This window comes from Streptomyces virginiae (assembly GCF_040638905.1).
Taxonomy (GTDB): Bacteria; Actinomycetota; Actinomycetes; order Streptomycetales; family Streptomycetaceae; genus Streptomyces; species Streptomyces virginiae_B.
The window spans coordinates 95,158-113,910 of the sequence record NZ_JBEZYV010000023.1 but is presented as its reverse complement, the minus strand read 5'-3'; the positions used below and the strand labels follow the sequence as shown (position 1 = coordinate 113,910).

Annotated in this window: 18 protein-coding genes; 9 read left to right on the top strand and 9 right to left on the bottom strand. The window is 74.2% G+C overall.

The genetic code is table 11. The features are described 5' to 3' along the window. Positions 1–261 precede the first annotated feature (261 nt). Positions 262–1,299 (top strand): hypothetical protein, encoded by a 1,038-nt coding sequence (locus AB0F82_RS26865; RefSeq protein ID WP_362631971.1) that lies wholly within the window; start codon positions 262–264, stop codon positions 1,297–1,299. Between the two features lie 120 nt (positions 1,300–1,419). Here the strand turns inward: AB0F82_RS26865 and AB0F82_RS26860 are convergent, their stop codons facing one another. From AB0F82_RS26860 to AB0F82_RS26850, 3 genes are read right to left on the bottom strand one after another with little or no spacing between them, the layout of a single operon-like run. Next, the gene (locus tag AB0F82_RS26860; protein WP_362631969.1) at positions 1,420–2,445 is read right to left on the bottom strand and encodes an NAD(P)/FAD-dependent oxidoreductase; all 1,026 of its coding nucleotides are present in this window, start codon (positions 2,443–2,445) and stop codon (positions 1,420–1,422) included. Continuing rightward, entirely contained in the window at positions 2,442–2,996 is a 555-nt protein-coding gene (locus AB0F82_RS26855) for an isoprenylcysteine carboxyl methyltransferase family protein (protein ID WP_356815802.1), read from the bottom strand. The genes AB0F82_RS26860 and AB0F82_RS26855 overlap by 4 nt, the downstream gene beginning before the upstream one ends. A gap of 41 nt (positions 2,997–3,037) precedes the next feature. Further along, on the bottom strand, positions 3,038–4,096 hold the full coding sequence (locus tag AB0F82_RS26850) for a type III polyketide synthase (protein ID WP_362631967.1): 1,059 nt from the start codon (positions 4,094–4,096) through the stop codon (positions 3,038–3,040). A gap of 76 nt (positions 4,097–4,172) precedes the next feature. On the opposite strand from AB0F82_RS26850, the gene AB0F82_RS26845 reads away from it, so the two are divergent. Further along, positions 4,173–5,042, top strand: coding sequence for a UbiA family prenyltransferase (locus AB0F82_RS26845; protein ID WP_362631965.1), 870 nt, complete (start codon positions 4,173–4,175; stop codon positions 5,040–5,042). Positions 5,043–5,172: 130 nt separating this feature from the next. Here the strand turns inward: AB0F82_RS26845 and AB0F82_RS26840 are convergent, their stop codons facing one another. Then, positions 5,173–6,207, bottom strand: a complete 1,035-nt coding sequence (locus tag AB0F82_RS26840) for a PHP domain-containing protein (RefSeq protein ID WP_362631963.1) — start codon at positions 6,205–6,207, stop codon at positions 5,173–5,175. 62 nt (positions 6,208–6,269) lie between these two features. After that, positions 6,270–6,758, bottom strand: a complete 489-nt coding sequence (locus tag AB0F82_RS26835; protein ID WP_356815797.1) for a MarR family winged helix-turn-helix transcriptional regulator — start codon at positions 6,756–6,758, stop codon at positions 6,270–6,272. A gap of 132 nt (positions 6,759–6,890) precedes the next feature. Between AB0F82_RS26835 and AB0F82_RS26830 the strand changes: the two genes are divergently transcribed. Both AB0F82_RS26830 and AB0F82_RS26825 read left to right on the top strand, forming a co-directional pair. After that, a complete protein-coding gene (locus AB0F82_RS26830; protein WP_356815798.1) occupies positions 6,891–7,301 on the top strand; it encodes an organic hydroperoxide resistance protein in 411 nt (136 codons plus the stop codon). A gap of 119 nt (positions 7,302–7,420) precedes the next feature. Next, positions 7,421–9,061 carry an FAD-dependent monooxygenase gene (locus AB0F82_RS26825; RefSeq protein WP_362631960.1) on the top strand — a complete coding sequence of 547 codons (1,641 nt, stop codon included), beginning with the start codon at positions 7,421–7,423 and terminating at the stop codon, positions 9,059–9,061. Positions 9,062–9,157: 96 nt separating this feature from the next. Here the strand turns inward: AB0F82_RS26825 and AB0F82_RS26820 are convergent, their stop codons facing one another. Next, entirely contained in the window at positions 9,158–9,523 is a 366-nt protein-coding gene (locus AB0F82_RS26820; RefSeq protein ID WP_362631958.1) for a DUF6204 family protein, read from the bottom strand. Positions 9,524–9,627: 104 nt separating this feature from the next. Between AB0F82_RS26820 and AB0F82_RS26815 the strand changes: the two genes are divergently transcribed. The 3 genes from AB0F82_RS26815 (at position 9,628) to AB0F82_RS26805 (ending at position 13,118) form a co-directional block, all read left to right on the top strand. Further along, entirely contained in the window at positions 9,628–10,908 is a 1,281-nt protein-coding gene (locus AB0F82_RS26815; protein WP_362631956.1) for a VWA domain-containing protein, read from the top strand. Next, positions 10,908–11,714 carry a hypothetical protein gene (locus AB0F82_RS26810; RefSeq protein WP_356815230.1) on the top strand — a complete coding sequence of 269 codons (807 nt, stop codon included), beginning with the start codon at positions 10,908–10,910 and terminating at the stop codon, positions 11,712–11,714. Before AB0F82_RS26815 ends, AB0F82_RS26810 begins: the two co-directional genes overlap by 1 nt. Before the next feature lie 219 nt (positions 11,715–11,933). After that, positions 11,934–13,118 (top strand): S8 family peptidase, encoded by a 1,185-nt coding sequence (locus AB0F82_RS26805; protein WP_362631954.1) that lies wholly within the window; start codon positions 11,934–11,936, stop codon positions 13,116–13,118. Between the two features lie 112 nt (positions 13,119–13,230). Here AB0F82_RS26805 and AB0F82_RS26800 read toward each other — a convergent pair whose 3' ends face one another. Next, complete coding sequence (locus AB0F82_RS26800) at positions 13,231–16,008, bottom strand: D-alanyl-D-alanine carboxypeptidase (protein ID WP_362631952.1); 2,778 nt, start codon at positions 16,006–16,008, stop codon at positions 13,231–13,233. A 233-nt stretch (positions 16,009–16,241) separates the two neighbouring features. Between AB0F82_RS26800 and AB0F82_RS26795 the strand changes: the two genes are divergently transcribed. After that, on the top strand, positions 16,242–16,901 hold the full coding sequence (locus AB0F82_RS26795) for a lysophospholipid acyltransferase family protein (protein WP_362631950.1): 660 nt from the start codon (positions 16,242–16,244) through the stop codon (positions 16,899–16,901). Between the two features lie 7 nt (positions 16,902–16,908). On the opposite strand, the gene AB0F82_RS26790 is transcribed toward AB0F82_RS26795, so the two are convergent. Next, positions 16,909–17,616, bottom strand: a complete 708-nt coding sequence (locus AB0F82_RS26790) for a hypothetical protein (RefSeq protein WP_362631948.1) — start codon at positions 17,614–17,616, stop codon at positions 16,909–16,911. A 145-nt stretch (positions 17,617–17,761) separates the two neighbouring features. Further along, on the bottom strand, positions 17,762–18,193 hold the full coding sequence (locus tag AB0F82_RS26785) for a GNAT family N-acetyltransferase (protein ID WP_362631946.1): 432 nt from the start codon (positions 18,191–18,193) through the stop codon (positions 17,762–17,764). 143 nt (positions 18,194–18,336) lie between these two features. On the opposite strand from AB0F82_RS26785, the gene AB0F82_RS26780 reads away from it, so the two are divergent. Next, positions 18,337–18,753 carry a YciI family protein gene (locus AB0F82_RS26780; RefSeq protein ID WP_362631944.1) on the top strand — a complete coding sequence of 139 codons (417 nt, stop codon included), beginning with the start codon at positions 18,337–18,339 and terminating at the stop codon, positions 18,751–18,753.

The following is an 18,753-nucleotide window of genomic DNA, read 5'->3' as shown; positions in this document are numbered from 1 at the left end:
TGCGCACGATGCTGCGCATGCCGGTCGACATCCGGCCCGTACCGGAGCTGGTCCAGCGGCAGAGCGAGGCCGGCCCCGCCGTGGGCCGTGTCGGGACTTTGACGACACCACCAGTGGCCCGGGCGGGGACCCCCGTTTGCCCGCCCCGAATGGCGCAGTGGGCGGAAGCGGCCCTCAATGTAACAAAGCGTGCGCTTCCCATGACGCACGATGACCGGCGCGCGATTGCGTAGACCCGCGCGTCGGCGAACGGAGCTTTCCATGAATGACCCCATCGCTCTCGCGGCGACGCAACACGAAGACCGCCACGGGACCCCCGACACCACCGCCCCGGAGATCTCGGACATACCGAACGCCGCCGACGTCCCGGACACATCCGAGGCCCTGGACCCGCCCGACCCGCCCGACGCCTCCGACGCGCAGACCACCCAGCGCATGCGGACCCTCCTCGAAACCGCCGCCACCTGCCGTCCGGTGGAGGAGGTCACCGCGCTGGTGAGCCTCCTCAAGGAGGACGGCCCACTGCCCGACGCCGGACACGACGTGCTGCGCACGGCCGCCGTGACCCGGCCCGTGCGGGACGTACAGCGGATGGTCACCCTGTTGGGCGAGGCCCCGCAGGAGGTGGGCGAAGCGGACATCACGCTGCGGGCCGCCGCCGTCGGACGGTCGATCGAGGACGTCGCCCTGCTGGTGAACATCCTCGGCAAGGACGCGCCCGGCGAGCCGGAACAGCAGCACCGCACCGGGCCCGCCGGAGCCGCCGGGGCGGCCGTACCCGCCGTACCGGCCGTGGCTCCGTCCCCGGGACGGCGCGAGGAGCCGTACGGAGTCCCGTATCCGACCCTGTATGACGCGCCCCACCAGGTGCAGTCCCGGCGGCCCGCTCCCGCCCCCGCCGGGGAAGCGGCCCGCACGCCGGCGCTGCGGCACGCACTGCGCTGGCCGGTGGCGATCGCCCTGCTGGTCAGCGGTGCCCTCCACCTGCCGGAGGATGTGATGGCCCTGCCGCTGGCGAGACCGCTCGGCCTCCTGCCCCTCCTGGTCACCGTGGTGTGCCTGGGCATCGGTGGGCTGGTGGCGCTGCGCGACACCACGGCCGTGTGGCGGGCCGGCGCGGGCACGGCGCTGGGCGTGGTCGCCCTGCACGTGATCGGCGGCTCGCTCGCCTTCGACCCGCTGGCCGGCACCGTGGGCGGCTCGCAGACCTGGGCCGCGGCCGCCGTCATGCTGAGCGCGGCGGCCGGCGCGGTCCTGGCCGGTCTGGCACTGAGGAACCGGCAGGAGCCCTCGGGCTGACCGACCGGCGGCCGCAACCGCCGCAGCGGCACCCCGCGCATCCGCGCGCGGGGTGCCGCTGCGGCGGCGCCTCCGCCTCGGCCCCAGTCTCCGCCTCCGCCTCCGCCTCGGTCCTCAGCCTCAGGCGAGCAGGTTGACCGCCCTCGTGAACACGCGTGGCAGCCGTGCGGCCAGCGGGACGATCCGGGGTGCGAGGCGCGGCCGCCGACGGGCCCAGAGCAGCGACTCGGTGAGGGCGCGGTAGTTGCGCGACAGGTCCCGCCAGGCCTGCTCGTAGGCCTGCGGCCGACCCGCCCGTACGCAGCGCACCAGCTCGCCTGCGGCCGTCACGGCCAGGGTGAGCCCCTCGCCGGTCAGGGCGTCCACGTATCCCGCGGCGTCCCCGACGAACAGCACCCGCCCCGAGACGCGTACGCGCGCGCCCTGGCGCAGCGGCCCGGCGCCGCGCACGGGCGTGTCGTCGCAACCGGCGAGCCGGGCCGCCAGTCGGGGGAAGCGGGCGAGCTGTTCGTCGAAGGGCGCCTGGTCGGTGGTGAGGACCGCCACGCCGATCCGGTCGGGCGCCAGCGGGGTGACGTAGGCCTCGCACCGCGGCGACCAGTGCACTTCGACGAGGTCGCTCCACGGCTCGACGGCGTAGTGGCGGCGCAGGCCGTAGCGGGCCGGCCTGCGGGCAGTGGCCGGCGCCGACAGGCCCAGTCCGCGCCGGACGGGGGAGTGCAGGCCGTCCGCCGCCACGAGGTAGCGGGCGGTGAGCCCGGCCGCGGTGACGTGGTCGACGCCCTGGCGCACCTGGCCGACGCGTTGCGGCAGGACCTGTACGCCGAGCCGCGCCGCCCGCTCGGCGAGCGCGGCCTGAAGGTCCGTACGGCGGGCGCCGAGGCCGGGCCCGGCCCGGAAGAGCCCCTCCGCCTGCAGGCCGCTCGCGTCGTCGACGTAGCGGATGCCGCGGAACGGCTGCCCGGCCACGGACACGCCCAGCTCTCCGAGGCGGCGGACCGCCCCGGGCATCAGGCCTTCTCCGCAGGCCTTGTCGATGGGGGTGGGCCGCGGTTCCACCACCACGACCTCCAGGCCGGCGAGGGCGCCGTGGATGGCGGTCGCCAGCCCGGCGGGACCACCGCCCGCGATCAGCAGGTCGATCATGACGGCGCACCCGTCGACGGGACGGAGGCGGGGGCGCGCAGCCGTCCGCCGTCCGTCAGGGCCGCGTCCTCGCAGCCGATCCGTACGCGCAGCAGCACCAGATTGAGCACGGTGAAGCCGAGTGCGGTCACCCAGGCGGAGTGCACCAGGGGCAGCGCGGCCCCCTCCGCGACCACCGCCACGTAGTTGGGGTGGCGCAGCACCCGGTACGGGCCACGCTCCACCAGCGGCAGTCCGGGTACGACGATCACCCGGGTGTTCCAGCGCGGACCGAGGGCGGCGATGCACCACCAGCGCAGGCCCTGCGCCGCGACGACGACGGCGAGGGCCGACCAGCCGAGCAGCGGGACGAACGGCCGCCCCGCCACCGCCGGTTCGACCACGCAGCCCACCAGCAGAGCGGTGTGCAGGGCGACCATGGCCGGGTAGTGGCCGCGGCCGTACTCGCGGCCGCCGCGCGCCAGGCTCCAGGCGGCGTGGCGGCGGGCGGTGACGAGCTCGGCGAGCCGCTCGGCGGCGACGAGGCAGATGAGCAGCAGGTACAGGCTCATGGAGGTCAGCGAGGTCAGTGAGGTCATCGAGTTCACCGGGGTCACCAGCGCAGGAGGACGAGTTCGGAGGCGAAGCCGGGGCCGAAGCCGAGCATCAGCCCGACCGACCCGGGCGGCGGTCCGGCACTGCGGACGCCTTCGAGGATGTGCAGGACCGAGGCGGAGGAGAGGTTGCCCACGGCGGCCAGCGAACGCCGGCTCGCCGCGAACGCCGACTCCGGCAGCCCCAGCGCGTCCGAGAGCGCGTCGAGGATCTTCGGGCCGCCGGGATGGCAGATCCAGGCGTCGACGTCCGCGGGTTTGAGGTCGTGGGCGGCGAGGAAGCTCTCCACCTCCTCGGCCACGTGCAGCCGTGCCAGGTCCGGGAGTTCACGGCCGAGCACCATGCGCATGCCCCAGTGGCCGATGTCCCAGCCGAGGAGGTGTTCGGTGCCGGGGTAGAGACGGCTGCGCGTGGCGACGACTTCGGGGCCGGCGCCCGTCGCGTGCAGGGGATGGTCGTGGCCCACCGCCACCAGGGCGGCCGCACCGTCGCCGAAGAGGGCGCCCGCGACCAGGTTCGCCATCGAGGAGTCGGTGGCCTGGAGGGTGAGGGAACAGAGCTCGGTGGAGAGCAGGACCGCCGCGTGGCCGGGCCGCCCCGCGAGCAGGTCGTGCAGATGGCCCAGCCCGGCGGCTCCGGCGGCGCATCCGAGGCCGAAGAGCGGCAGCCGGCGTACGTCGGGTCGCAGCCCGGCCCGGGTGGCGAGGCGGGCCTCCAGCGAGGGCGTCGCCAGCCCGGTCACGGTGGTCGACATGACCAGGTCGACCTCGGAAGCCGTCACGCCGGCGTCGGCAAGGGCGAGTTCGAGCACCCGCGGCCCGAGTTCGAGGGCCGTCTCCACGAACAGGGCGTTCGTCATGCCGAAGTCGTTCGCGGGCCCGTAGCGCTCCAGGGGGAGCGCGAGATTGCGGCTCTCCACGCCCACGGAGGCGTGGACCCGGCGCAGCAGGGCGGTGTCGGAGCCGGGAGGCAGGAAGCGGGCGAGCGCCTCCGTGATCTCGGCCTGCGGATGGCGATGGGGCGGGAACACGCTGCGCACTGCCAGGACACGTGTCATTGAGTCACCATAGAAAACAACTGACACTTCGTTACGAATCACCGAATTCCGGCGCGGCGCCACATAGCGTGTCGCCGTGCCCGTGCGAACCCCGCAGATCACCGAGAACGGCAGCAGTGGTGCGGTCGCCCGCGCCGGACGTGCCCTCTCGGGCCTGCCGGCGGCGTGCCACCCGCTGCCCGCGTTGGCCGTGACCCTCTTCACCGCCGTGCTGGCGGTCGCCGCGGGCCACGGCCCGTCGGGGGTCGCCCTCACCGCCGGGGCGGTGGCCGCCGGCCAGCTGTCGGTGGGCTGGTGCAACGACCGGGCCGACCTGTCGCGCGACCGGGTCACGGGCCGACGGGACAAGCCCCTGGTCGCCGGTACGGCGTCACCCGCCGCGGTGGCCCGAGCGGCCGCGGTGGCGCTCCTGGCCTGCGTTGCGCTGTCGCTGGCGGCCGGTGCGCCCGCCGGCTGCGTGCACCTGGCCGGTGTGGCGGCCGCCTGGGGGTACAACCTGCGGCTCAAGGGCACGGTCGTCTCCTGGGCCCCGTACGCCCTGGCCTTCGGCCTGCTGCCCGCCTTCGTCACCCTCGGCCTGCCCGGTGCGCCCTGGCCGCCGCCGTGGCTGATGGCGGCCGCGGCCCTGCTCGGCGCGGGCGCGCACTTCGCCAACGTCCTGCCCGACATCGACGACGACCTGGCCACCGGCGTGGTGGGACTGCCCCAGCGGCTCGGTGCCCGGCGCTCGGCCGCCCTGGCCGGGCTGCTCGTCCTGGGCTCGGCCGCGGCCCTCGTGGCGGGCCCGCCGGGGCGGGTGACGGCGTACGGCTGGGCGCTGCTGGCCGCGACGGCCACGGCCCTGTTCCTCGCATCCCGCAGACCCGCGGGCAGGATCCCCTTCCGCACGGTGATGGCGGTGGCCGGAGCCGATGTGATCCTGCTGGCGGCCGAACTCCGCCCCTGAGCGCCGTGCCACGGGAACGCGTCGCGCAGCGGCAGGGTGAGACCCCTGGGTCGTGTCGTCAAAGTCCCGCCTGGTCGGCGGGGCGCCGACCCCGCCCTTCGGGCGGCCGACGCCACTTCGACGACACTCCCTAAGGCGCGCGCCGGGTGCGGGTCCAGGCCAGGAGGTCGTCCGCCGGCCAGGTGTTGACGACGCGTTCCGTCGGGACACCGCATTCCACGGCCCGTTCGCAGCCGAGGACCTGCCAGTCCAGCTGGCCCGGGGCGTGCGCGTCCGTGTCGATCGCGAAGAAAGTTCCGGCCGCCACGGCCAGCCGCAGCAGCCGCCGGGGCGGGTCCAGACGTTCGGGCCGGCTGTTGATCTCCACGGCGGTACCGGCCTCCGCGCAGGCCGCGAACACCGCCTCGGCGTCGAACTGCGACTCCGGACGGCCGCGGCCGGTGACCAGCCGGCCCGTGCAGTGGCCCAGGACGTCCATCAGCGGATTGCGTACGGCCGCCACCAACCGCCGGGTCATCGCGGGCGCGTCCATCCGCAGTTTCGAGTGGACCGAGCCGACGACGAGATCGAGCCGTTCCAGCAGCTCCGGCTCCTGGTCGAGCGCCCCGTCGTCGAGGATGTCGCACTCGATCCCGGTCAGCAGCCGGAAGGGCGCCCAGCCGGCGTTGAGCTCGGCCACCACGTCGAGCTGTTCGCGCAGCCGGTCCGGGGAGAGGCCCCGGGCGACCGTCAGCCGCGGCGAGTGGTCGGTCAGCACCGCCCACTCGTGGCCCAGACCGGCCGCCGCCCGGCCCATCGCCTCGATCGGGCTGCCGCCGTCCGACCAGTCCGAGTGCAGGTGGCAGTCCCCGCGCAGCGCCGCCCGCAGCGCGGCGGCGGCGGGCGGGGCCGGAGGCCCCTCCGGAAGCGCGGCGGCCTCGTCCTCCAGGGCCTGCAGATAGGACGGCACCGTGCCGGCGAGAGCCTCCTGCACGACCTTCACCGTCTTGGGGCCGAGGCCCCTGACTGCTTCCAGGGAGCCGGCGGCGGCCCGCTGGGCCACTTCCTCCCGGCCCATGCGCGCGACGACGGCGGACGCCGTCCGGAAGGCCCGCACCCGGTAGGTGGGTGCCAGTGAGCGCTCCAGCAGGAACGCGATCCGGTCCAGCGCCGCAACCGGGTCCATCGGCCACCTCCTGCCGCACGCCGCTCGGGTCGGGTGGCCCCAGTGTCCGTCGCGGACGGCGGCTACGCCTCCCGTGCCTCCTCAGTGGGCACCGCGGCGTCCAGCGCGGCGGTGAGGCGGCTCAGCCGGGCCTGGAGGTCGACGACCTCGGCCAGGTCGAAGCCGGTGGCCGCCGCGATCCGCCGCGGCACCTCCACCGCACGGGCGCGCAGCGCCGCGCCCTCCCCGGTCAGGCGGGCGCGCACGGAGCGCTCGTCCTCGGTGCTGCGCTCGCGGCTGATCAGCCCGGCCGCCTCCAGTCGTTTGAGCAGGGGCGACAGGGTGCCCGAGTCCAGCCGCAGGTGCCGGCCGATCTCCTTGACCGGCATCTCGCCGTGCTCCCAGAGCACCAGCATCACGAGGTACTGGGGGTACGTGAGCCCCAGATCCTTGAGGACCACGCGGTAGAGGCCGCCGAAGGCGCGGCTCGCGGCGTTCAGCGCGAAGCAGATCTGGCCGTCGAGGCGCAGGAAGTCCTGGTCGGCGCGGGTCGTGGTGGGCTGCTCGGTCATGTCCGCCAGTGTACCGGGGGCGAAGCTTGAACGGCATTGAATTGCGCACAACTGAATTGCGTGCTCTACTGGTGGAGCGCGGTCGGGAACCACCGGCCGCCGCCACGGTTCATTTCTGCGAGAGGAACTCTCATGGACGCGCTCTACACCGCTGTCGCCACCGCCAACGGCCGCGAGGGCCGCACCGTCAGCTCCGACGGCCAGATCGACCTCGCCCTGGCCATGCCCCCGGCGCTGGGCGGCAACGGGCAGGGCACGAACCCCGAGCAGCTCTTCGCCGCCGGCTACGCCGCCTGCTTCGCCAGCGCGCTCGGCCTGGTCGGCCGTCAGGCCAAGGCGGACACCAGCGAGGTCTCGGTCACCGCGGAGGTCTCCATCGGCAAGGACGGCGCCGGCTTCGGGCTCGGGGTCACCCTGCGGGTCGAGCTCCCGGACTCCCTGGCCGGCGAGACGGGCGCCCTCCTGGTGAAGCAGGCCCACGAGGTCTGCCCGTACTCCCGCGCCACCCGCGGCAACATCGACGTCGAGCTCGTCGTCGAGTAACCGACACCGCACGAAGACCGCACGAAGATCGAAGATCGCACGGAGATGCCGGACGCCCGGCGGACGGCCACCATGGAGTCAGACCGACTCTGACGGGGGCCGCACGCCGGGAGACGCCAGTGGGGCACAGCAGCACGACGGACGTTCTGGTCGTAGGCGCCGGCCCCATCGGGCTGACCGCCGCCGCGGAGCTCCGCCGGCGCGGCGTCTCCTGCCGCATCGTCGACCGGCTCCCCGCCCCGCTGCCGTTCGCCAAGGCCGTGGGCATCCAGCCGCGCACCCTGGAGATCTTGGACCGCATGGGGACGGTCCGCGCCGTCCTGGACGCGGCCGTCCCCATGCGCGGACAGATCACGTACGTCAACGGCGTCGAGCAGCCCCGGATCGACCTCGTCCTGCCGCCCGAAGTGCCCTACCGCTTCGCGGCCCTGCCGCAGTACGAGACCGAGCGCATCCTCGCCGAACACCTGGGCCGCTGGGGGACCGCCGTCGAACGCGGCACCGAACTGGTGTCCTTCAGCCAGGACACCGACGGCGTCACCAGCCGGCTGCACACCCCCTCCGGCGCCGAGGAGGAGCTGCGCACCCGGTACCTCGTGGGCTGCGACGGCGCCCACAGCATCGTCCGCAAGGGGCTCGGGCTCTCCTTCGAGGGCGGCGCCTTCCCCGAGGAGTACATGCTCGCCGACGTCGAGGCCGACTGGGACCTGCCGTACGGATACTCCCTGCGCGCCATGCACCTGGACGGCGCCGGCGCCGTCGACGACGTCCTCGTGTGCATCCCGCTGCCGGGCCGCGGCCGCTACCGGATGTCCATGAAGGTGCCTCCCGAACTGTCCACCGCCCAGCAGGCGGCGGCCGCCGCCGACGGTGTCGTCCACGGCCTCCAGGGCGGACGGGCCCCGCAACTGGCCGACATCCAGACCGTCCTGGACCGCCTCTCGCCGACCCCCACCACCGCCTCCGACATCCGCTGGTCATCGGTCTTCCGCATCAGCCACCGGATCGTCGACCGGTACGGCCACGGCCGGGTCTTCATCGCCGGGGACGCCGCGCACATCCACCCGCCGACCGGCGCCCAGGGCATGAACACCGGCATCCAGGACGCCTGGAACCTCGCATGGAAGCTCGCCCTGGCCGTCGACGGCGCCGCCCACCCCGGCCTCCTGCCCAGCTACGACACCGAACGCCGGCCGGTCGGCGAGGAGGTCGTCGGCCGCACCGTGCGCCACGCCTCCGCCCAGGGCGTCCAGTCCGACCCCGAGGACACCGACACCCTGATGCTGCGCGAGGCCCAACTGCTCGTCGGCTACCGCGGAAGCCCCGTCGTCGACCCGCCCGGCGAGGGCCCCGGACCACGCCCCGGCGACCGGGCCCCCGACTGCGGCGGCCTCACCTCACCGATCGCCGCCGTCCCGCTCCGCCTCGCCGACCTCCTGCGCGAGCGCGAACACGTCCTGCTGCTCTACGGGACCGGCCTCGACGAACTCGCCCGGACTGCCCGGGAATCCTCCGGCGGCCGCGTCGGGACGTGTGTCGTCCTGCCGGCCGACACCCCGCCCGACACCCCTGCGGGCCCGGCCGCACTGTCGGCCTACCACGACACCGGCGGCGAATTCGCCCGTGTCTACGCGGCCGAACAGCCGACCGCGTTCCTCGTCCGCCCGGACGGACACCTCGGCGCCCGGCTCTGCCCTCCCACCCCGCAGCGACTGGCCGCACACCTCGCGACCGTCTTCGCCCCGACCGCCCGGCACTGACCCTCCGTCACCGGCTGCTCGGCACTGACCGTCCGGCACCGGTCGCTCCGTCACTGACCGTCCGTCACCGGCCGCTTTGGCCGGTTCACGTCGCGGTCAGGCCTGCGCCGCGCCGCGCGCGGCCTCCCGGCGCTGCCGCTTGCCCAGCGGAGCCAGCGAAAGGTCCTGGGCCTGCGACCGCAACTGCTTGAAGCCGTATCCGCGTTCTGTCAGCCAGCCCTCCGCGGCCAGCTCCGCGCGGGCCGTCGCGTCGAGGACGTCCTCCTCCGCCTCGCCGGAATCCAGGAAGCGGAAGGTGAAGAACGGACGGGCCGCCAGGTCGTATGTGAGGTGCCCCTCGGCGGTGAACTCCGCACGCAGCATGTCGTGCGCGGGCGCGGCCGCGAGCAGCTCGGCCCGCTGGTCGTCGGTCAGCCCGTCGAACGCGCCGCGGACGGTGATACGGAAGGTACGGGTGCTCATCCGGTCAGCCTAGGCCGCGGGCTCCGTCCCGCGCATCCGGATATCGACCGGTCCGCGCCGCCCCGATTTTTGGATTGCCGGACGATCCTCAATACGATCCGGCGATGATCACTAGAAAACGGCTTGCGGCCAGGGCGTGCGGCCTGTTCGCCGCACTGGCCGTCGGGCTCTTCCCGGCGGGCGCCACAGCCGCCGACGCACCGACGGCGAAGGAACCCCCCAAGGTCGACCTCGTCCTGGACGTCAGCGGCTCCATGCGGGCCAACGACATCGACGGCGGGTCCCGCATGGCCGCTGCGAAGCAGGCTTTCAACGAGGTCATCGACGCCGTACCCGCCGAAGTCCAGCTCGGCATACGGACCCTGGGCGCCGACTACCCCGGTGACGACCGGACGCTCGGCTGCAAGGACACCAAGCAGCTCTACAAGGTGGGCCCCCTCGACCGGACCGAGGCCAAGACCGCCGTCGCGACGCTCGCCCCGACCGGCTGGACCCCCATCGGACCGGCCCTGCTCGGCGCGGCCCAGGACCTGGAGGGCGGCAACGCCACCAAGCGGATCGTGCTCATCACGGACGGCGAGGACACCTGCGCCCCGCTCGACCCGTGCGAAGTCGCCCGCGACATCGCGGCCAAGGGCATCCACCTGGTCATCGACACCCTCGGCCTGGTCCCGGACGCCAAGACCCGGGCCCAGCTGACCTGCATCGCCGAGGCCACCGGCGGTACGTACACCTCCGTGCAGCACAAGGCAGAACTCTCCGGCAGGGTCCGCCAACTCGTCGACCGGGCCGCCGACCCGGTCGTCAACCCCGTCGCGACCGAGGGCGCCAAGCAGTGCGAGGGCGCCCCGCAGTTGAAGGCCGGCCTCTACAGCGACCGCGAGACCTTCGGCGAGCACCGCTGGTACCGGGTGGACGTCCTGCCCGGCCAGGAACTGCGCGCCTCGGTGAGCATCGGCGCCGACCGGGCCGTCAACAACGACTACGGCGTCCTGCTGCGCGCCACGACCGTCCACGGGCGGGAGATCGTACGCGGCTCGGAGGCGGGCGACGGCCGAACCGACGTCCTCTCCACCGGCCTGCGCTACCCCAAGGCCGAGACCGACGACGACTCGGACTCGGACGCGAAGCCCGCGGCGGAGACCGTCTGCCTCCAGGTCAGCAACTCCTTCTCCGCTCCCGCGTCCGTCAAGACCACCCCCGGCATGCCCGTCGAGCTGACCATCGACCTGGTGAACGGTCCCGACAGTGCCTCCGACGCCGCGGCATTCGGCCTCGGGCGCGGCTGGTGGACGCTGGCCGTGCTGGTGCTGGCCGGACTGCTGGCCGGTCTGGTGTGGGGATGGATCTCGCGCTGGCGCATCTCCGTCTGGAGGACCAACTGATGCGTACCGTACGCACACTGACCGCGGGCCTGCTCGCGGCGGCCGCCGCCCTCGCTGTGGCCGGTACGGCCGCTGGCACGGCCTTCGCGGACACCCCGTCGCCGAGCGCCACCACCGGTAAGGGCGGCGCCGGAGCCGAGTCCGCCCCGACCGAGGCGGGCACGAGCTTCCGTACCGCCACGCCGTTCCGGCCCGGCCAGAAGGCCACGGCCGGCGCCTCCAGCGGCGACTACCTGTACTGGGTGCTCCCGGTCGACGCCCAGCAGCGCGTCACCGTCAAGGCAGCCGTCACCCTGCCCGAGTCCGCCGCCCGGCACGGCGCCTCGACCTGGCAGCTCGACGTGTACGACGGCCTGCGCCGCCGACAGGCCTGCACCTACGGCACGCAGAGCCGGTCGGCGGCCAAGGAGGCCGCCTCGGTCGAACTGTCCTGCACCCTGCGCACGGTCCGCGCCGGAGCGGAGCCGTGGGCCAACGACCCGCTCCCCGGCAGCTACTACGTCCGGCTGACGGTAGTGGACCTGCCCGAGGAGGACCTGGGCCTGCCGGTACGCGCGGCCGTCGAGGCCGACGTACATGAGGCCGGAGGCGCCTACGCGGTGGACGGGGCCCTCGCCGCGCCGCTGGTCGCCGGCACCGTGACCGGCTCCCTGCGCGAGCCGGAGGACGGCTGGTCCGGCGGCCGGTGGTCGGACCGCTGGCTCTGGACCGCGGCCGGGGGAGTACTCGGCGCCCTCGCGGGCATCTTCGGGTACTGCCTGACGCGCGGCACGGGCCGCCCGTCCCGGGTGCCGCCCGGCGCCTGACCCGGCGCACCCGGCCGGGCAGGGCGGTCACGGACCGTGCCGTGACCGCCCTGCCCGCAGCCGCGGCGGCGGACGGGTCCGGCGGCAGGCGCTGGGCCATGTGAGGACCGGCTGCTCAAGCGTTCCCGGACCCCGTCCGAAGGAGAGGGAGGCCGCGACCGACCACGGCGAGGACGCGGCCGTCTCCTGACGACCGCCGACCTCCCGGGGAGTACCTCCATGCGCCTGCTCGCACGTCTGACCACCGCGGCCCTGATCGCGGCGGCCCCCGCACTCGCCGGCGCCGCGGCCGCGGACGTCCCGGAACCCGTGCGGGCTCCGCTCCTCGTGTCCACCGCCGCCGTCCCCGGCAAGTACATCGTCAGCCTCGACGAGGGCGTGGACGCCACCGGGCTCGCGGAACGGCTCGGGCTGGAGCCCACGTTCGTGTACGGGTCCGCGATGAACGGCTTCGCGGTACCGCTGACCGCGCAACAGCTCGACGACGTCCGTACGACCCCCGGCGTCCGCTCGGTGGAGGCGGACGCGGAAGTCTCCGCCCCGCCGACCCCGGCCGGCCCCGCAGCCCTCTCCGCCGCCGGGGTTCCCGCCGCGACCTGGGGCTTGGACCGCATCGACCAGCGGACCCTCCCGCTCGACGGCGGCTTCTCCACGGCCGGCGACGGCGCCGGGGTGACCGCGTACATCCTCGACACCGGGATCGACTACGACCACGCCGAGTTCGAGGGCCGCGCCGAGCCCGGATTCGACGCCGTCGGGGACGGCGGCAACGGCCGGGACTGCGAGGGCCACGGCACGCACGTCGCGGGCACGGTCGGCGGCCGGACCTACGGCGTCGCACGCGCCGCCCGCCTGGTCAGCGTCCGCGTACTCGGCTGCGACGGGCGCGGCGAGTACTCGGCGGTCGTCGCCGGCCTGGACTGGGTGGCGGAGAATGCCAGGCAGCCGGCCGTCCTGAACGTCTCCCTGGGCGGGAGCCGCTCCGATGCCGTGAACAGGGCCGCGACCGCCGTGGCCGAGTCGGGCACCCTGCCGCTCATCGCCGCGGGCAACTCCGCGGCCGACGCCTGCACGGTCTCCCCCGCCTCGGCCGACCGGGTGGTGACGGTGGCCGCGAGCAACCAGGCCGACGAGCAGTCCGGATTCTCCAGCCGCGGCGAGTGCGTCGAGATCCACGCCCCCGGCGAGCAGATCGACTCGGCGATGCTCGGCGGCGGCAGCGTCGCCCTGGATGGCACCTCCATGGCCACCCCGCACGTCACCGGAACGGCGGCCCTCTACAAGGCTGCGCACCCGGCCGCCACGCCCGAGGAGGTCGCCGGCTGGCTCGTCGAGACGTCCACCGAGAACCTCCTGACCGGAACCGGTACCCCCAACCGGCTGCTGTTCACGGACGGCGTCTGACGGCCGGCCGCCGCCCGTCCTCAGCCGCCCGCCCGCCGGTTCGGTGACCGAACCGGCGGACGGCACCGGCCCAGCCGGTGGTCGGGGGCCGCTGGCCGGGGGCACCGGCCGCTCAGCCGAGACGCGTGAGCCTCGTACCGAACGAGGGCTCGGCCAAGACCCCCTTGACGGCCACCGGGACGCTCTTGACACCCTCGCCCTCACCCGCCGTCAGCACACCGACCTCCGTCCCGTCCTTCGCGGTGTGCGGCAGCGGCGAGGCACCGGCGTTCAGGGACAGCTCGAACCGCTGGCCGGGCACGCTGATCACGTTCAGGTCCTTGACGGCCACGAGCGGAGTCCGGCCGCCGAGCCCGTCGTCCACGTACCCGACGACGTCGCCCTTGCGGACGAGCGGGGCGGAGGCGAGGGCCGTCCGTACCGCCTCGATGATCTTCTTGCTGTTCGCCTTCACGAGGGCCAGGCTGTTGAGGGCGTCCTTGTCGGGGGCGGGCGCGCGCTGCTCCATCAACGAGCCGACGATCAGCGGGGTCTCGTCACCGACCTCCTTGTAAGCCGCCCACACGAAGCTTCCGCCGGCGGGTGTGCTGGAGCCGGTCTTGATGCCGCGGATGCTCAGGCCCTGCACCGTGAGCAGGTCGTTGTTGTTGACGAGCTTCTTGCCCAGGCCCTTGATGGGGGCCTCGGGCAGGGCGACGATCACGCGGAACGCCTCGTCCTTCATCACCGCCTCGGCGAGCTTCAGCTGATCGGTGGCGGTGCTGACGGTGCCCGCGTCCAGACCGCTCGGATCGGTGTACGTGGTGTCCTTCATCCCGAGTTCGCGGGCGGCGGCGTTCATCTTCTCCACGAACGCGGCCTCGGTGTCGGTGCCCGTGTCCCAGCGTGCCAGCAGGCGGGCGACGTTGTTGCCCGAGGGGATCATGAGCATCTTCAGCATGTCCTGCTGGCTGAACCTGGAGCCGACGGTGAGGCCCGTGATCCGGGACTCGTGCTCGGAATTGCCGTCCGCCACGGTCTTCGCGTCGACCGTGATGTCGGGACCGGGCTCGTTCTTGCGCAGCGGGTGGCCCTTGAGGATCACGTAGGCCGTCATGATCTTGGCGACGCTGGCCGTCGGGACGGGCTTCTGATCGCCGAAGGTGCCGATGTCGCCGGAGCCGGAGACGCGAACGGCGCCCTGGCCCTTGGCGGGCCACGGTATGGAGAACTGCCCGTCGACGGTGTGGTCGGTCTCGGCGGCGACGAGCCGGGGGGCGGGCAGGGGCCGCAGCATCTGGCCGCCGATGCAGGCGCCGACGAGCAGCAGCAGGATCGGCGTCCACACCTTGACGCGGCGCAGCGCGGTCCGCCGGGGGGTCTGCGGCGGGGGAGGGGTGTTGGTGAGGTCGGCCAGCAGGTCCAGCGGGGGCAGGGGCGGCGCGGTGGCCGCCCGCGCGGGTGCGGGTGCCTGCGGCTGGGGGCGCGCCGGGACGGGCGGCGGGACGTCGAGGTCCTTGAGCGCGACGAACTGGCTCGTCCGCTCGGAGTCCTTGTCCTTCGCCGCTCTGGCCCATCCGGGCACCCGCGGCCCGTCGCGGTCGTCACCGGCGGTGTCCGGGCCGGCGGAGCGACCCGCTCCGGGCTCGGCCCCGTCGCGCGACGCGTCGGCGTCCGCCTTCAGCAGGGGCCAGGCGGCCTTGTCCGCGGCGGACCGCTCCTGGGCTGCGCCGTCCGTCTCCTCGTCGGCCCGGCCGCCCGGCTCGCCGTCCTTGGCCTCGGTGCGGCTCGTCCCGGAAGCCTTGGCCTTGGCGGCGGGGCTTTCCGGGCCGCGCGGGACGTCGGCCGTGGCCTTGGGCTCGGTGGAGGCCGGCGCGGGCATCTTGAGTACGCGTGTGGCGTCGGAAGCCTCTGTGACCTCGTCCTCCGCGTCGGTGCCGCTCGGGACGTCGGCCGTGGCCCTGGGCTCGGTGGCGGGGCCTTTCGGGCCGGTCGGGGTTTCCGTGTCGGCGTCGTCGGGCGCGGCGGTGGTACGCGCCGGCATCTTGAGCACGCGTGTGGCGTCGGAAGCCTCCGTGGCTTCGTCTTCCGCGTCCGTGCCCTGGGGCTCGCCGGCCTCGGCCGTGGGCTCCGGAGCCTCGGCGTCGGCCTCGGGTTTGGCGGTGCCGGTTGTAGGTCCCGCCGGAACCTCGGCGGGCGCGGACGTGTCGTCGGCTCCCTCGACGCCGTCGTCGGGAGTGGTAGCGGTGGTGGTACGCGCCGGCATCTTGAGCACGCGTGTGGCATCGGAAGCCTCCGGGGCTTCGTCCTCCGCGTCCGTGCCCTTGGGCTCGCCTGCGGCGTCGGCGTCAGCCTCGGGTTTGGCGGTGCCGGCTGCAGGTCCCGCCGGAACCTCGGCGGGCGCGGACGTGTCGTCGGCTCCCCCGACGCCGTCGTCGGGAGTGGTAGGGGTGGAGGCCGGCGACGCCGGCACCTTGAGCACCCGTGTGGCGTCGGAAGCCTCCGGGGCATCGTCGGCCTTGGCCGGGGGCTTCGGAGCGTCGGCCTCGGGTTCGGCGTTGCCGGCTTCAGGCCCCGTCGGGGCTTCGGCGAGCGCGGACGTGTCGTCGGGAGTGGTGGCGGTGGTACGCGCGGGCATCTTGAGTACGCGTGTGGCGTCGGAAGCCTCCGGGGCCGCGTCCTCCGAATCGGTGTCCGCGGGCTCGTCCGAGCCGGGCTCGGGCTCGGGCTCCGGCCCGGCCTCGGGCACCGGCTCGTCGTTCCGCGCCGCGGCGCCGTCGGCCTCGGCCGACCCCGCCTGGTCATCGGTGTCAGGTTCCGTGGACGTGTCATCACGGTCCGCCCCCGCGACGGTGGTTCCCTCGATCTTCGGGTCGTCCGAGGAACCGCCCGTCACCCTTACCGTCTTCATCCCAGCCCCGCCTTGCCGCTCACACTGTGCAGATACCGTTCGGCGGCGCCCGAAGAGGGCCCCGCCGCACTTCTAGATGCGGGCCGTGAACCACGCGTTCCCCGAGCCCGATCTTGTGACCGTTCGGTCATATTCGGTGAGTACGGCTACTCATGACCGCGCCCCCACCCCCGCCGACGATGGACCGCAACACCACCGCACCGCCACCGCACCACCACCGAACGGGGCCGTCCATGCTCAGCCGAATCGCCTCCGCCCTGGTCCCCGCCTTCGGGCGGCTGACCGTCACCGCCGACCCCGGTGCCCGACCCGCCACCGGTTCCATCCTCGTGGCCAACCACACCTCGCTCGCCGACCCCGCCGTCGTGGTCGCGGCATTGCGCCGGCACGGGATCGAGCCGGTCATCCTGGCCACCGCCGGCCTGTGGCGCGTACCGCTGCTCGGTCCGGCGCTGCGCCGCGAGGGGCACATCGCCGTCCACCGCGGTACCGCCCGGGCCGCGGACTCCCTGGACGCCGCTGCCGTGGCCCTCGCCTCGGGCCGCAGCGTGCTGCTCTACGGCGAAGGCGGCCTGCCCGCGCGCCGCGACGCGGGGGAATCCGCCCCGGGCCCCTTCCGCAGCGGACTGGCCCGTCTCGCCGCCGCCACCGGAGCCCCCGTCGTGCCCGTGGGCCAGGCCGGCTCCCGCCGACTGTGCTCCGGCAGCCGCACCAAGCAGCTCGCGGGAGTCTTCACGGCGCCGCTGCGCAGGCCCTGCCTCCACGTGCACATCGGGTCGCCGCTGCAGCTCCCCACCCGGGTGCCGGAGGCGACGGACCGGGCCCGTGACGCCGTCACCGCGGCCTGGCGTACTGCGGCGTCCGCCGTCGGGGAGACCTGCGCGGCCGCCTGAGGACGGCTCAGCCGGTGCTGTGCCCGAGCAGGACATGGGCCGCGGCCTCCCGGTCGGCGTCGGTGTCGATGAAGGACATGACCACCGGGCTGCTGCCCGCCGGGCCGCCGGCCGTCGCGCGCAGCCGGTAACGCTCGATACGGACCGCCCCGCGGGCGAGCGGCTCGCCGCCCGTGAACAGCGACAGCGGCTTGGCGTCGTTCGCGACACGCAGCTCGGCCGACCGCCAAATGCCCGAGGTCCGGTCGAACCGCTCCAGCAGGAACCCCGGCCCGCTGCCCGCCCTGTCTCCCGGTTCACCGACGAGGATCTCCATCTGGAGGGCGACCAGCAGATGCCGGTACTCGGCGGAGTTCCCGTTCCGCAGGGTGACGGTGAACTCCTGCGCGGCGCCGCCCCGTACGAGGGCGAGCCGGCCGCCGCGGGTCTCCACCGCGACGGTCAGCCGGGTCGGAGCCGCAGGCGGCGTCGTTGCCGCCCCGGTCGTGGGCGCGGCCGACGCAGTGGCGGTACCGGGCGTGGAGGCAGCCGCGGAGGGAGCCCCGGAAGCAGTGGACGCAGTCGAATTCGTGGCGGTGGCCGTGGACGTGGCCGTCACGGGAGCGGAGGCCGCAGCCGAGACCGAGGACCCCCCGCCGTCCTCCGTGCCGCATCCGGAGGAGCCGGCGAGCAGGACGGCGGCCACGGCCGCGGCGCACAGGCCGCTGCGGGGCACTGTACGGGGCCTCGGGCTACGGGCATGGGATCGGTTCCCCCGGGGTCGGCGACGTCAGGAACCTAACAAGCGGGTGCCGGGCCGACGAGCCCGATCGGGCCTCGGGGCGGCGACGGTTCGGTCACGGAAAACGCGACCGGCCCCCTCAGCGGAGCGGCTTCTCGAAGCTGAAGGCGGTCACGGCCATCCGCTCGCGGAAGTAGAAGCGGTGCGCGTCGGTCCGCTGGGTGCCGGAGTCCAGGGTGAGGGCGGTGCACCGGGCGGCCACGGCGTGCTGCTCCAGGTGTGCGAGCAGGGCGCGGCCCACACCGGTGGACCGGGCGGTGGCGGACGTGACGAGATCGTCGACGTAGAGCTTGCGGACCATGGCCGTGGTGGCGACGATGCGCCAGCCCGCCGCGCCCACGCACACCCCGTCCGCGTCATAGGCCGCGGTGAAGCGCAGCCCCTGGCCCTGCCCCTCCGCGAGGACCGAGAGGAAGAGCTCCTCAGTGAGGTGGGGACGCAGTTCGAGCAGCACGGGCAGCAGGTCGGCGGTGAGCCGGGCGTCGTCGGGCTCCAGGTCGATGATCTTCATAGCGGCAGGGTACGGGCTCACCCGGCGCGGCGTTCTCGCGCGGTTGCGGCCCACGTGTCGAAATGGGAGGGACGGCTCCGACGTCCCGTGCGAAAGGCTCCCCACCCAGGAGCCCGCGACCAGAACAGAAGGAGTGGCACCCCATGAAGTACATGCTGATGGTCCTCGGGAGTCAGGCGGACTACGACGCCATGGGCGGTCGGGCGAGCACCGGCAACCCCGCATGGTCGGAGGCGGAGCTGAAGGCGATGTTCGACTACATGGCCGCCCTCAACGACGACCTCGCCGAATCCGGCGAGTGGGTCGACGGGCAGGGGCTCACCGAACCCCGCCAGGCCCGGCTGGTGACCGCGGGCGCCGACGGCACACCGGTGGTCTCCGACGGGCCGTACGGCGAGGCCAAGGAGGTGCTCGCCGGCTACTGGATCGTCGACGTCCCCGACTTCGCCCGGGCCGCCGAGATCGCCGCCCGCGCCCACGCCTGCCCGGTGCCCGAGGGGGCACCGAACTACCCGGTCGTCGTCCGGCCCGTCGACTCCGCCGCGGGCACCGAAATGTGA